The organism is Massilia sp. DD77, from assembly GCF_036961685.1.
Classification (GTDB): domain Bacteria; phylum Pseudomonadota; class Gammaproteobacteria; order Burkholderiales; family Burkholderiaceae_D; genus Telluria.
The window spans coordinates 126,384-139,092 of record NZ_JBAMDH010000013.1 but is presented as its reverse complement, the minus strand read 5'-3'; the positions used below and the strand labels follow the sequence as shown (position 1 = coordinate 139,092).

Genomic DNA, 12,709 nt, shown 5'->3' with positions numbered 1-12,709 from the left:
CGCACGGGTCGTCGCGCCGCGCCAGACTGGCCTCGTCCATCTCCGGACGCTGCACCCAGCGCGTGTCGTGGACGCGCCGCGGGTCGCCCAGGTAGCCGTGATCGTTGCCCATGCCCAGTTCGTCGCCCATGTACAGCATCGGCAGGCCGCCGAAGGCGAAGGCCACGCCGTGCACCAGCAACAGGCGGCGCAAGGCCAGTTCGCGCGCGGCCGGTCCCTCGGCCGTCTCGAAGCCGGCCAGCGCCGCGGCCATGCCGTTGCTCGCATGGACCTCGGCCGCCACCCCGGCCTGGAACGGCACCCCGGCCGCGAAGCTGCCGCCGCCGTTGAAGAAGCGCGCGATGGCGGCCAGGCGCTGCGTCGACCCGGCTTCGTCGGCCAGGATCTTCCAGCCGATGTCGTCGTGGCAGCGCACATAGGTCAGCCAGCTGGCGCCCTGCGGCAGCGTGGGCGTGCCGGCGATCACGTCGCGCAGCAGGCCGGCGTCCTGCTCGGCCAGGGCGGCCCAGCTGGCCGCCATCAAGGTGCTGTGGTAGGCCAGGTGGCACTCGGGTTGCCCGGGTTCGCCCAGGTAGGCCGGCAGGTCGCGGGTCGGCACGATCGCCTCGGCCTTGAGCAGCACGCCGGGAGCGGCGATGTCCACGATCGCGCGCAGCGCCTGCAGGATGGCATGCGCCTCCGGCTGGTTCATGCAGCTGCTGCCCTCGCGCTTCCAGAGGAAGGCGGTGGAATCGAGCCGGAACACCTCGACGCCGCGGTTGGCCAGGCGCAGCAGCGCGGCCGCGATCTCGGCCAGCACGGCCGGGTTGGCGTAGTTCAGGTCCCACTGGAAGGGGTAGAAGGTGGTCCAGACCCAGCCGCCCATGGCCGGCACCTCGGTGAAATTGCCGGGCGCGGCCTCAGGGAAGACCTGGCCCAGGCCGCGTTCGTAACGGTCGGGCAGCCTGCGGTCGGGGAACACGTGGAAGAATTCGCGCAGGCGCGTGTCACCCGCGGCGGCGCCCAGCGCCCAGGGGTGGTCGTCGGCGACGTGGTTCAGGATGAAGTCGGCGCACAGGCTGATGCCTGCCGCGCGCAGCTCCGTGCACAAGCCCCCCAGGTCGTCCATGCTGCCGAGCGTGGGATCGATCTCGTCGAAACTGGCGATGGCGAAGCCGCCGTCGTTTTCGCCGGCGCGCGCGCGCAGGAAAGGCAGCAGGTGCAGGTAGTTGACGCCGAGCGCGCGCAGGTGGCCGATGCGGCGTCCCACCCCGCGCAGGTCGCCGCCGAAACGGCCGGCGTAGGCGCTATAGCCGAGCATGTCCTGGCGCTGGAACCAGCCCGGATCGGCCTCGCGCCGGGCATCCAGCTCGCGCAGCTGCGCCGGACGCGCGGCGTACAGCGCGCCGATGGCGGACAGCAGCTCGCCGTACCAGGCGTCGAATCCGGGCCGTCCGCCGTAGAGCGCGGCCAGGCGCCGGTACAGCAGCGGCCCGTGCGCGGCATAGCGCCGCGCCGCGTCCTCGCGCAGGTGGGAGGGAAGCGCCGCGAGCAGCCGCTGGGGGGAAGGAAAGTCGGTCATGGCTGGAACAGGAGAGAAAACAGCCGGCGCCCTCGGGACGCCGGCAATGGGAGAGCGGCTCAGAAGGCGTATTTCAGGCTGGCCTTGATCGCACGTCCGGCAATCGAACGCGCCGCGTGGCCGTCGCCTTCGACTTCGGTGTAGCCGATCTCGTTGAACAGGTTGCTGGCCGACAGCGCCAGCATCACGCGTTCGTTGAGCTGGTAGTTCACGAAGGCGCTGACCGTGCGGTAGGCCGGCATCAGGATCGTGTGCTGGTCGTCGGCCCAGGACTTGCCGGTGCCGACCAGGCTGGCCCCGAACAGGGCCGGGCCGAACTCGTAGCTGGCCGCCAGCTGGTACACGGCGCGCGCCTGGCGCCGCGGCGTGTTGCCGATGACCGCTTCGGCGCCCGGCGCTGTGGCGATGATCTCGGCGTCGGTCAGGGTCAGGCCGCCGTTGGCCTGGAAGGCGCCGCTGCGCCAGGCCGCTTCCAGCTCGACGCCCTTGGCCTCGTAGCTGTTGGCGGTGCTGGTCTGGGTGGTGACTTCATAATTGCTTTCGCGGGTCTTGGCGTGGAAGGCGGTGACGAAGGCGCTCAGCGGGCCATTGCGCCACTTCACGCCGCCTTCGAGCTGGCGCACGGTATTGATGCTGACCGGGACGCTGCCGTCCAGCGGCGCGCCGAACAGGATGCGGTCGGCATTGAAGGCGACGCCTTCGCTGATGCGCGCGAACACGGCCAATGCCTTCGAGAGCCGGTAGTTGGCGCCGGCCGAGTAGGAGTTGTGGCTCAGGTCGTAGTCGACCGCCTGGGCGGTGGCCGCATCGTAGCGGCGCGCGCCGGTGGCGATGTTGGCGCTGCCGCTCGCTTCCTGGCGGTCGTGGCGCAGGCTGGCGTCCACGTTCAGGTTGCCCATCTCGAGCCCCAGGTTGGCATAGGGCGAGAGGTACTTGTAGCGCATGTCGACGGCGCGCGAGCAGCAGGCGCCGAAGGCCGGGCTGACCAGGCCGGGCGTGGCATTGCCGGTCTGGAGCAAGGCCGGCTCGTCGCCGCTGGCCTGCATCAGGTATTCGTTGAAGTTCCAGGTCAGGCCCAGGTCCTGGATCGAGGCGTACAGGCCGCCGGTGGCGGTCAGCTTCGCGCCGCCGTCCAGGGCGAAGGTCCTGGCCAGCTTGGTGTCGCTCATGAGCGAGCCGGCGTCGTCGATGCCGGTATTGAACACCACGGCCGAGAAGGCCCGTCCCGTGTACGCCTGGCCGGCGCGCGGACCGGTCGCGAAGCTATAGCTGCCGTCCGTACCGTTGTTGGCGGCGAACACGCCGAGGAAGCGGCCGCTGTTGTTGGACTTGCGCAGGCGCTCGGTCAAGGTCCAGCCGCCGCCAAGCGCGAACTGGGCTTCCAGGCCGAAGGCGTTGCTGCGCACACTCATGCCGTCATTGACGTCGTGCGCGACCAGCCGGTTGGCCTTGTCGAGGACGAGATCGGGCACCCAGTGCGGCGAATAGAAGCTGACGGTGCGCGGGTCGATGCCCTCGATGGTGGAGATGTGCTGGCTGGTGACGCGCACCGGCACCGGCAGCGCGGTCGGGCTGCGGTCCTCGAGATGCTTGAACGACAACCGCACATAGCCGTTGTCGAACTCGCGCGTGAGGTTGGCGCGCAGTTGTCCTCCTTGTTCGCTGGTCACGCCGGTCTTGCGCACGCCCTCGCCGCTGCGGTAGAAGCCGCCGACGAAGAAGCGGGTCTTCGGCGACAGGCGGCCGCCGTAGTCGATGTCGATGCGCGAGGAATCGTAGTCCAGGCCTTTGGTCAGGGTGACGCTGCCGCCCTCCTCTTCGCCGGTCTTGCCGATGAAGTTGATGATGCCGCCCGGGGCGTTGGTCGCCAGGGTCGAGGCCGAGCCGCCGCGTACCACTTCCAGGTGCGACAGGCCGCCGTCGATGCGCACGTAGGCGTCGGGCGTGATGAAGTTGAAGTCGCCCGACTGCAGCACCGGCAGGCCATCCTCCTGGATCTGCACGTAGCGCGCGCCGCCGGCCGAGATGGGCACGCCGCGCACGGTCATGTTGGCATTGCTTTCGCCGCCTGAGGACTCGGAACGCACGCCCGGCACGGAGCGCAGCACGTCCGCCGCGCTGGTCGGCACCGCCTGCGAGATCGCATCGGCGTCCAGGGTGCTGACCGATACGCTGGATTTCATCTTCGAGGTGCCGGCGGCGGTGCCGGTCACGACGACGCGCTCCATCTGCAGGCCATCGGCGGCCGGGGCCTGGGCTGGCGTTTCCTGGGCGCTGGCGCCGCCCATCTGCAAGAGGGCGAGCGATACCGCCGCGCCCATGCGGGTGCAAGTGAGTTTCATGAGTCTCCTTCGTTTTTATTTGTGGCGCGGTTTCGCGCTCGCCGGGGCCGCAGCGCCGCTGGCGCCTTTGGTGAATAAATTATCACCAGTTTTCGATTTTATTGCAATCGATTGCAATAACATTTTTCAGGCCGGGGTATTGTAGCTATATTGCAACATCCTCCAAGTCCGCCTGCATAGAGAGATCTTTCATCCACTGCGAAAGGCCAGTAGCATACTCCCAGACAGGGGCAGAAATGCAAACGATTGCAATGTGTTGCAGACAAGAGGCTAGCGGGCCCTGAGGCGGTGAATCAGCTGGCTGAGGATTCGCCGGCGCTAGCGCGCACGACCAGCTCGGTCGGCAGCTCGGTCGAGGCTGCGGCGCCGCCTTCGATCAAGGTCATGAGCGAGGCCACCATGACCTGCCCTGCCGCGCCGATCGGCTGGCGGATCGTGGTGAGGCGGGGATGGAACCAGGCCGACTGGTCGATGTCGTCGTAACCGACCACCGCCACATCTTCCGGCACACGCAGTCCGCGGGCGCGCAGGCTGTCGATGGCGGTCATGGCCAGCAGGTCGCTGCAGGCGAACACCGCGTCATACGCCGCGCCGCGTGCGGCCATGGCATCCACGGCTTCCCTGCCGCCGCTGGGCAGGAAGGAGCTCGACACCTGGAGCGCCGAATCCGGCGCGATCCCGTGCTTGGCGAGCGCCGCGCAGTAGCCCTGGTAACGCTGCGCCGGTTCGGGCAGCTCGAGGTCGCCGAAGAAGGCGATGCGCCGCCGCCCCTGGGCGATCAGGTGTTCGGTGGCGAGCATGCCGCCGGTGACGTTGTCGCTGCCGACGCAGCAGTAGAGCTGCTGCGGCAGTTGCGCGCCCCAGACCACGATCGGCACCTTGCGCGCGGCCAGCTGGTTGAGCTCCTCGTGGCGCCCCCATTGCCCCACCAGGATGACGCCGAGCGCGCGCCCGGAATCGTAGTGCGCCGCCGCGGCCGCGCCGAGCTGGCCGGTATCGACGCGCGAGAACAGCATGTCGAAACCCTGCTCGCTCAGGGCGTCGGCCAGGCTTCCCAGCATGGCGAGCAGGAAGGGATCGGTGAGGTGCTGGTGGGTCTTGCGCTCGTAGGGAATCAGGACGCTGATGGTCCGGCTTTGCTTCAGGCGCAGGTTCTGGGCGCCGATGTTAATCGAGTACTTGAGCGAAGCCGCCAGCTCCAGGATGCGCTGGCGCGTCTCGTCGTTGACCAGCGGGCTGTTATTCAGTGCGCGCGACACGGTGGCCGTCGACACCCCCGCAAGCCGGGCGATGTCCGCCATCTGCAGGCGTCGCTGCGCCTGGTCCTCGCCTGAATCCTGCCGTGCTTTCGCCATAGTCGTTCAATCCGCAATGCCCCAGAGAGGCGAGCGCCGATTGTATGCCAGCGCGGCAGGCGTGAAAAGCCAACAAGAATGGCCGGCGCGTGCACCGGCATCAACGCAGCGTCACCCGCGCTTGCCGCGCCATCCTGGCGAACACGGTGCGGAGCATGAGCCGGGCCATTGCGAGCGGACGGCGCCGGTCCAGCCCGCGACCCGTCATCCGCTGCGGCAGGAAGAAGCGTGCAAAAGCCGGCAGTCCCCCTGGGCGCAGGGTCCAGAAACATCCTCCGGCATACACCGTGTCGTAGCCATCACCGGCTTTCAGGAGCCAGAGCGCGGTTCCTGAACACAGCGCCACGTCCGCCGGGCCGTCGCGCGCCAGCAGCCGGAAGCCGTGCCGGTACGACAGCTCCACGGTCTGGCGCAGGTCGGCCAGGTGGATCGCCAGCGGACGCAGCGCGCCCACCGCCTCGAGCAGGCGCGGCAGGCCGTACAGGCCGGCGCAGGCGCGGTCCCGGTATTTCTGGAAGGCGCCGCGCAGCTCCGTCACGCTCGCTTCCGGCGGGCGCGGCAGCGGCGGCGGCGATTCGCGCCAGCACGCCATCCAGCGCGCCACGGCCGCCTCGCTCTGGGCCGCCAGGCTGGCGGGACTGTCCTGCTCCAGGTCGATCCTGTCGTAGGGCGCCATGAAGCGGATGAGCGGGCGCAGCGTTTCCAGCCTTGGCGCGTCCAGCAGGCCGGCCGGACTGCGCCTTCCGTGGTTGAGCCAGGCATTGTCGGCGCGCGCGAAGCGCGCGAACGAGGCCACCGGCACCAGCAGGCGCGGCCGGAATGCGTCCGCCTGCATGGCGAGCCGCGCCATGCCCTGCCCGGCCGCTTCCTCGCGCTGCGCGTCGCCGTCCGGGTTGCCGCTCCAGGCCATGTTCGCGAATCCGGTCAGGAGCACGTCGATGCGCGGCGCGCGCCGGCGCAGGCGCTCGGCGGCGCCGCGGCAGGCCGCCCGCGTCCCGAGCGCCCGCTCGCCCAGATGCAGGATGCTGCGCCGCCCGGCCTGGATCAGGCACCAGGAATCGGCCTCGCCGTTGGCGAAAGCCGTCAGGCGCAGGTCCTTGCCCAGCGCAACCGGCTGCCCGTCCTTGCAAGGGGCCAGGGCGAAGCGCTGGCGGCGCAGTTCGTCGGCCAGGCGCCAGTCCCGGCCCTGGCGATGGAGGAAGGTGGCGATGCCGCGGAATTCGGCCTGGAAGCGCTGCAGGAAAGGCAGGGACAGGCGGTCGGGCGCGGCGCGAGAGCACCAGATGAACACCGGCAGGCCGCAACCGTTCAGCGCGGCGATCACGGCGGCGCTGCTGGTGGTGCGGTCGACCAGGCTCCAGGCATCGTTCAGCACCGTGCCGTCGAGCCAGGGATCGGCCAGCAGCAGCGCGCTGTCGGTACGCACCATGAAACAGGCGTGGTTCAGGAAGGTGAGGGTCGGATTGGACATGGCAAGGAGCGCAAGCGGGAAGCCTTCCAGCCTAACGGCGCGCCGCACAAGGTCCCTGATCCGCCACAATCGCGTGCAATCTGCACGCGAGCGCGAAAAGTCCGGCTTTTCGCCTTCGCCAAAGCGCGGAAAACCCCTACAATAAGGTTGATGTAAGGAATCATTTTTAGGACCGACAGCCATGCCTTTGGAATCCCTCCTCTCCGCCCCCCCGGCCACCCTCGGCGCCGCGCTTGCCGCCGCCCTGTTCGGACTGCTCGTCGGCAGCTTCCTGAACGTGGTCATCTACCGGATTCCCAGGATGATGCAGCAGGAGTCCGACAACTACGTGGCGATGGAAAGCGGCAAGGAGCCGCCCCACGCGGAGCGCTTCAACCTGATGGTGCCGCGTTCGCGCTGCGGCCATTGCGGCCACCAGATCACGGCCATGGAAAACATCCCGGTCATCAGCTGGCTGGCCCTGCGCGGCAAGTGCAGCGCCTGCAAGGCCCCGATCTCGGCGCGCTACCCGGCCATCGAACTGTTCACCGCCGTCGTCTCCGGCCTGCTGGTCTGGACCTTCGGCAGCGGCGCGATGGGCCTGGCGACCCTGCTGTTCGCCTGGCTCCTGATCGCGATGACCTTCATCGACTTCGACACCCAGCTGCTGCCGGACGACCTGACCTATCCGCTGCTGTGGGCCGGACTGCTCATCAACATCAACGGCACCTTCGTGCCCCTGCAGGACGCCGTGATCGGCGCGGCGGCCGGCTACCTGGTGCTGTGGGCCGTCTACTGGCTGTTCAAGCTGGCCACCGGCAAGGAAGGCATGGGCTACGGCGACTTCAAGCTGCTGGCGGCCCTCGGCGCCTGGCTCGGCTGGGCCATGCTGCCGACCATCATCCTGCTGTCCTCGGTGGTCGGCGCCGTCGTCGGCATCAGCCTGATCGTGTTCGCCAAGCGCGGCCGCGACAAGCCGATTCCCTTCGGCCCCTACCTGGCCGCGGCCGGCCTGATCGCCCTGTTCTACGGCGAGCAGCTGGGCCGCTTCATTCAAAGCGTGGTCGCCTGACATGGAACAGGCGTTCTCGGTCGGCCTGACCGGCGGCATCGGCTGCGGCAAGACCACCGTGGCCGACATGTTCGCCGCGCTGGGCGCCTCGGTGATCGATACCGACCAGATCGCGCATTCCCTGACCGCGCCGCATGGCGCGGCGATGCCTGCCCTGCTGGCGGAATTCGGCGCGGACTTCGCCACCGGGGACGGCGCCCTGGACCGCGCGAAGATGCGCGCCCTGGTGTTTTCCGACGCCACCGCGCGCGCGCGCCTGGAAGCCATCCTGCATCCGCGCATCCGCGAGGCCACCGCGGCGGCGGCGGCCATCGCCACCGGTCCGTACACGATCTTCGTCGTTCCCCTGCTGATCGAATCGGGCACCTGGCGCGAACGGGTGACGCGCGTGCTGGCGATCGACTGTACGGAAGACACCCAGGTGGCACGCGTCGTGACCCGCAGCGGCCTGGCCGCCGAGCAGGTGCGGGCCATCATGGCGGCGCAAGTCACCCGCGCCCAGCGGCTGGCGGCGGCGGACGACATCATCAACAACGACGAGGGACTGGACGAATTGCGGCCCCAGGTGGCGCGTTTACATGCGCGGTATCTGTCCTATAGCAAGAGAATGTAACAAGATCAATGCAGGATTTGTAATTTTACGCATCATGGTTCAGAATCACGGGGTTGCCAGCCAGCCTACATCGGGAAGCTTGAAAAACCGTCGCGAGCGGCAGCAATGTTGGTCGAGAACGAAGCCGTACGGACGTACGGTGAGTATCGGAGACCGGCAGTGCAACGCGCAGTAGGTTTTTCAGGGTTCCCTTTCAGAGGAATGTCATTTTGATCGTCTACGAATATCCTTTCAACGAGCGGATTCGCACGTTGTTGCGGCTGGAAGACCTGTACGAGAAATTCAAGTTCTTTGTGCATCAGGAACACCCGATGCAGCATCACGTGGCGCTGGCAACCATCTTCGACATGCTCGAAGTCGCGGGCCGTGCCGACCTCAAGTCCGACCTGCTGCAGGAACTCGAGCGCCAGAAGCAGAGCCTGCTGGCCTACCGCAGCAATCCCGCCGTCGCCGCCGAGATGCTCGACGCCGTGCTGGCCGAGCTGGACCAGGTGAGCGGCGCCCTGGTGGGCAGCCAGGGCAAGACCGGCCAGAACGTGCGCGAGAACGAGTGGCTGATGAGCATCCGCGGCCGCACCATCATCCCCGGCGGCGCCTGCGAATTCGATCTTCCCTCATACTATGCCTGGCAGAAGCGCCCGGCCGAGCAGCGCCACGCCGACATCATGAACTGGTTCGCGCCGCTGGCGCCGCTGTGCGATGCGCTGTCGCTGGTGCTGCGCCTGCTGCGCGACTCCGGCCGGCCGGTCAAGATGATCGCCAACGCCGGCAGCTACCAGCAGATGCTGCAGGGGAAGGTCTACCAGATGCTGCGCCTGACCCTGGACGAGTCCACCGGCGCGATTCCCGAGATCTCGGCCAACAAGTACATGCTGTGGGTACGCTTCACCACCCAGGACGGCGACCTCAAGCCGAAGCCCCTGGAAGAAGACGTGCCTTTCGATTTAACCCTTTGTAATTTCTGATCCCATGACGGTAGTTGCCTGCCCCACCTGCGGCAAGAAGGTCGAGTGGACCCCGGCGAACAAGTTCCGCCCCTTCTGCTCCGAGCGCTGCAAACAGATCGACCTGGGCGCCTGGGCCGAGGAGAAGTACACCATCCCCGGCGGCGCCCCCACCGACCCGCAAGACAAGCCGTCGGACGACTGACGGCGGCATGCGCCCGTACCAGCGCCCCCACTGGTTCGACCCAACGTGAAAGGATCGTCATGCCGCTTGTTTCCATCACCGTCCGCAAGCCCAAGTCCGCCGCCTTCAAGGCCACGGTGTTCGACGGCGTCCATCACGCCCTGGTGGCGGTGGGCGTGCCGGCGACCGACCAGTTCCAGCGCGTGTTCGAACTCGACGCCGCCGATTTCCGCTATGGCGCCGACTACCCGGACCTGCATACGCCGCGCAACGAAGACTTCGTCCTGATCGAGATCCTGTGGTCGGTGGGACGCAGCGTGAAGGTCAAGAAGAAGCTGCTGGCGGAACTGATGACGAAGCTGCGCGACGCGGGGATGGAGCCCGAGAACGTGATGGTGGTGTTCAAGGAGGTGGGGTGGGAGAACTGGTCGTTTGCAGGGGGGAGGTTGCTGCATACCTGAAGCAGGCTACCTCCCTGGTTTCCCCCTAGCTTAAAAACCGTCGTTCCGGCGAAGGCCGGAACGACGGTTTTGAGGTTAACGGTGTACGGTGGCGCCGACCGACATATCACACCCCGACCCGTATCCCCTGCGGCACCACCACCGGCCGGTTCCTTCTCCCATACCGGTCCATGAACAAGCCCTCCAGCCCGATCTCCGGCTGCCGTCCCGACAGCATGTCCGCCAGCACCCGCCCCGAGCCGCAGGCCATGGTCCAGCCCAGGGTGCCGTGCCCGGTGTTGAGGAACAGGTTGCGGTAAGGCGTCGGACCCACTACCGGCGTGCCGTCCGGCGTCATCGGGCGCAGGCCGCACCAGAACGAGGCCTTGCTTACATCGCCGCCGTCCGGGAACAGGCTGGTCACCGAATGCTCCAGGGTGTCGCGGCGCGCCTGGTGCAGGCGCAGGTCGTAGCCGGACAGCTCCGCCGTGCCGCCGACGCGGATGCGGTCGCCCAGGCGCGTGATCGCCACCTTGAAGCTTTCGTCCATCACGGTCGATTCCGGCGCGCCGGCCGCGTCCGTGATCGGCACCGTGATCGAATAGCCCTTCACCGGATACACGGGAATGTGGATGCCGATCTGCTTGAGCATCAGCGGCGAATAGCTGCCCAGCGCCAGCACGTACTGGTCCGCCTTGAGCTCGCCCTTCGAGGTGATCACCCCGGTAATGCGGTCGCCTTCCGTGACCAGGCGCTCGATCTTCACGTCGTGCTCGAACTGCACGCCCAGCGCTGCGGCCATGCCGGCCAGGGCCTGGGTGAACTTGAAGCAGTCGCCGGTCTCGTCGTTCGGCAGCAGCAGGCCGCCCACAAAACGCCCGCGTACCCGCGCCAGGGCCGGCTCGTATTCCTCGCAGCCCTCCGGCTCGAGCAGCCGGTAAGGCACGCCGTACTGCTCCAGCACCTCGATGTCGGTGCTGGAGCCCTCGAACTGCTTCTGGGTGCGGAACAGCTGCAGGGTGCCCTTGCTGCGCTCGTCGTAGGCGATGCCGGTGTCCTTGCGCAGCTGGACCAGCACATCGCGGCTGTACTCGGCCAGGCGCACCATGCGCCCCTTGTTGACCTGGTAGCTGCGGTGGTTGCAGTTGCCCAGCATTTGCAGGATCCAGCGCCACTGGGCCGGGTCCATGCGCGGGCGGATCACCAGGGGGCTGTGCTGCATCGCCAGCCATTTGACCGCCTTCATCGGCACGCCCGGTCCGGCCCAGGGCGTGGCGTAGCCGGGCGAGATCTCGCCGGCGTTGCCGAAACTGGTTTCCATCCCGGCGCCGGGCTGGCGGTCGACTACCGTCACCTCATGCCCGGCCCTGGCCAGGAAATACGCCGATGCGGTTCCGATGACGCCACTGCCGAGGATGATGACTTTCACTTCAGGTCCTTAAGTGTGTGAGGGATAGCGTACCCGGTCGAGCCACTCGAGCAGCGGGATGGTGGCCGGCAGCAGCGGGCTGACGCTGTAGGCGCCCTGCCAGGCGAAGGCCTGCCCTTCCAGGCTTTGCGGCTCGCCCTTCCACGCGCGGCAGATGTAGAAATACAGGCGCACATGGGCGTGTTCGTAGACGTGCTCGACGCAGCACCAGGGCTCGCCACTCAGCACCTGCACGCCGAGCTCCTCGACGAACTCGCGCTGCAGCGCCACGAAGATGTCCTCGCCCGGCTCGACTTTCCCGCCCGGGAATTCCCAGTAGCCCGCGTAGGGCTTGCCTTCCGGCCGCTGGCCGAGCAGCACGTCGCCGTTGGGGCGCATCAGGATGCCCACCGCGACGTCGACCGGCCGCGCTGTTGGTTTTGCTTCACTCATTCGTTTTAAGATCCGGCAGCTTGCCGGCATAGTCCTTCGCAAATTGCCAGGCCACCCGGCCCGAGCGCGAGCCGCGCTGCAGCGCCCATTGCAGGGCCTCGACGCGCGCCGCCGCGATCTGCTCCGGCGTGCAGCCGAAGCTCGCCAGCCAGTGGCCGGTGATGTCGAGGTAGTCGTCCTGGCGGAAGGGATAGAAGGACAGCCACAGGCCGAAGCGCTCCGACAGCGAGATCTTCTCTTCCACCGTCTCGCCCGGATGCAGGTCGCCCTCGTCGCTGTGGCGGTAGCCCGCGTTGTCCGACATTTTTTCCGGCATCAGGTGGCGCCGGTTCGAGGTCGCGTAGATCAGGACGTTGTCCGACTGCGCGCTGATGCTGCCGTCGAGCGCCACCTTGAGCGCCTTGTAGCTGGCCTCGCCTTCTTCGAAGGACAGATCGTCGCAGAAAATCACGAAGCGCTCCGGGCGGCCCGCCACCAGGTCGACGATGTCCGGCAGGTCGGCCAGGTCTTCCTTGTCGACCTCGATCAGGCGCAGGCCCTGGGCGGCGAAGCCGTTCAGGCAGGCCTTGATCAGCGAGGACTTGCCGGTGCCGCGCGCGCCGGTGAGCAGCACGTTGTTGGCGGGACGGCGCGCCACGAACTGGCGCGTGTTCTGCTCGATCTGGCGCTTCTGCGCGTCCACATGCCGCAGGTCTTCCAGGCGGATCGTCGATGCATGCAGCACCGGCTGCAGATACTTGCCGCCGCCATTGGCGCGCTTGCGCCAGCGGAAGGCGAAGCTGCGCTTCCAGTCCGGCTCGCGCGGCACGGGCGGCGGCAGCACCGCCTCCACGCGCGCCAGCAAAGCTTCGGCGCGGTGCAGGAACTGTTCCAGTGGTGTCATTGCC

At 67.7% G+C, this 12,709-nt stretch carries 12 protein-coding genes; 5 read left to right on the top strand and 7 right to left on the bottom strand.

Going from position 1 to position 12,709, the window contains the following annotated elements; translation table 11 throughout:
• The 4 genes from V7778_RS09910 to V7778_RS09895 all read right to left on the bottom strand — a co-directional run.
• Positions 1-1,561: alpha-amylase family glycosyl hydrolase (locus tag V7778_RS09910; protein ID WP_335554619.1), on the bottom strand; the 1,561-nt coding region annotated here is incomplete at its 3' end.
• Positions 1,562-1,620: 59 nt separating this feature from the next.
• Positions 1,621-3,903 (bottom strand): TonB-dependent receptor domain-containing protein, encoded by a 2,283-nt coding sequence (locus V7778_RS09905; RefSeq protein WP_335554616.1) that lies wholly within the window; start codon positions 3,901-3,903, stop codon positions 1,621-1,623.
• 293 nt (positions 3,904-4,196) lie between these two features.
• Entirely contained in the window at positions 4,197-5,258 is a 1,062-nt protein-coding gene (locus tag V7778_RS09900; protein ID WP_335554613.1) for a LacI family DNA-binding transcriptional regulator, read from the bottom strand.
• A gap of 100 nt (positions 5,259-5,358) precedes the next feature.
• A complete protein-coding gene (locus tag V7778_RS09895; RefSeq protein ID WP_335554610.1) occupies positions 5,359-6,729 on the bottom strand; it encodes a hypothetical protein in 1,371 nt (456 codons plus the stop codon).
• Between the two features lie 181 nt (positions 6,730-6,910).
• Here V7778_RS09895 and V7778_RS09890 point away from each other — a divergent pair, with 181 nt between their 5' ends.
• The 5 genes from V7778_RS09890 to V7778_RS09870 all read left to right on the top strand — a co-directional run bounded on the left by V7778_RS09890 (position 6,911) and on the right by V7778_RS09870 (position 9,982).
• A complete protein-coding gene (locus V7778_RS09890) occupies positions 6,911-7,780 on the top strand; it encodes a prepilin peptidase (protein ID WP_335554607.1) in 870 nt (289 codons plus the stop codon).
• Position 7,781: 1 nt separating this feature from the next.
• Positions 7,782-8,393 (top strand): dephospho-CoA kinase, encoded by a 612-nt coding sequence (coaE, locus tag V7778_RS09885; protein WP_335554604.1) that lies wholly within the window; start codon positions 7,782-7,784, stop codon positions 8,391-8,393.
• Positions 8,394-8,602: 209 nt separating this feature from the next.
• Positions 8,603-9,358 (top strand): cell division protein ZapD, encoded by a 756-nt coding sequence (gene zapD, locus V7778_RS09880; RefSeq protein WP_335554601.1) that lies wholly within the window; start codon positions 8,603-8,605, stop codon positions 9,356-9,358.
• Between the two features lie 4 nt (positions 9,359-9,362).
• Positions 9,363-9,542 carry a DNA gyrase inhibitor YacG gene (gene yacG, locus V7778_RS09875; protein WP_335554600.1) on the top strand — a complete coding sequence of 60 codons (180 nt, stop codon included), beginning with the start codon at positions 9,363-9,365 and terminating at the stop codon, positions 9,540-9,542.
• A gap of 59 nt (positions 9,543-9,601) precedes the next feature.
• Entirely contained in the window at positions 9,602-9,982 is a 381-nt protein-coding gene (locus V7778_RS09870; protein ID WP_335554597.1) for a tautomerase family protein, read from the top strand.
• A 106-nt stretch (positions 9,983-10,088) separates the two neighbouring features.
• Here the strand turns inward: V7778_RS09870 and V7778_RS09865 are convergent, their stop codons facing one another.
• The 3 genes from V7778_RS09865 to V7778_RS09855 are packed head-to-tail and all read right to left on the bottom strand — an operon-like array spanning position 10,089 to position 12,705.
• Positions 10,089-11,390, bottom strand: a complete 1,302-nt coding sequence (locus V7778_RS09865; RefSeq protein WP_335554594.1) for a D-amino acid dehydrogenase — start codon at positions 11,388-11,390, stop codon at positions 10,089-10,091.
• 9 nt (positions 11,391-11,399) lie between these two features.
• Positions 11,400-11,822: an NUDIX domain-containing protein gene (locus V7778_RS09860; protein WP_335554591.1), complete on the bottom strand. Its 423-nt coding sequence runs from the start codon at positions 11,820-11,822 to the stop codon at positions 11,400-11,402.
• Positions 11,815-12,705 (bottom strand): ATP-binding protein, encoded by an 891-nt coding sequence (locus tag V7778_RS09855; RefSeq protein ID WP_335554588.1) that lies wholly within the window; start codon positions 12,703-12,705, stop codon positions 11,815-11,817. Before V7778_RS09855 ends, V7778_RS09860 begins: the two co-directional genes overlap by 8 nt.
• Positions 12,706-12,709 lie beyond the last annotated feature (4 nt).

What these genes read in the sequence shown, in the direction of transcription:
- V7778_RS09905 (WP_335554616.1), bottom strand. Translation starts at nt 3,903, where the DNA reads ATGAAACTCACTTGCACCCGCATGGGCGCGGCGGTATCGCTCGCCCTC.
- V7778_RS09900 (WP_335554613.1), bottom strand. Translation starts at nt 5,258, where the DNA reads ATGGCGAAAGCACGGCAGGATTCAGGCGAGGACCAGGCGCAGCGACGC.
- V7778_RS09895 (WP_335554610.1), bottom strand. Translation starts at nt 6,729, where the DNA reads ATGTCCAATCCGACCCTCACCTTCCTGAACCACGCCTGTTTCATGGTG.
- V7778_RS09890 (WP_335554607.1), top strand. Translation starts at nt 6,911, where the DNA reads ATGCCTTTGGAATCCCTCCTCTCCGCCCCCCCGGCCACCCTCGGCGCC.
- coaE (WP_335554604.1), top strand. Translation starts at nt 7,782, where the DNA reads ATGGAACAGGCGTTCTCGGTCGGCCTGACCGGCGGCATCGGCTGCGGC.
- yacG (WP_335554600.1), top strand. Translation starts at nt 9,363, where the DNA reads ATGACGGTAGTTGCCTGCCCCACCTGCGGCAAGAAGGTCGAGTGGACC.
- V7778_RS09870 (WP_335554597.1), top strand. Translation starts at nt 9,602, where the DNA reads ATGCCGCTTGTTTCCATCACCGTCCGCAAGCCCAAGTCCGCCGCCTTC.
- V7778_RS09860 (WP_335554591.1), bottom strand. Translation starts at nt 11,822, where the DNA reads ATGAGTGAAGCAAAACCAACAGCGCGGCCGGTCGACGTCGCGGTGGGC.
- V7778_RS09855 (WP_335554588.1), bottom strand. Translation starts at nt 12,705, where the DNA reads ATGACACCACTGGAACAGTTCCTGCACCGCGCCGAAGCTTTGCTGGCG.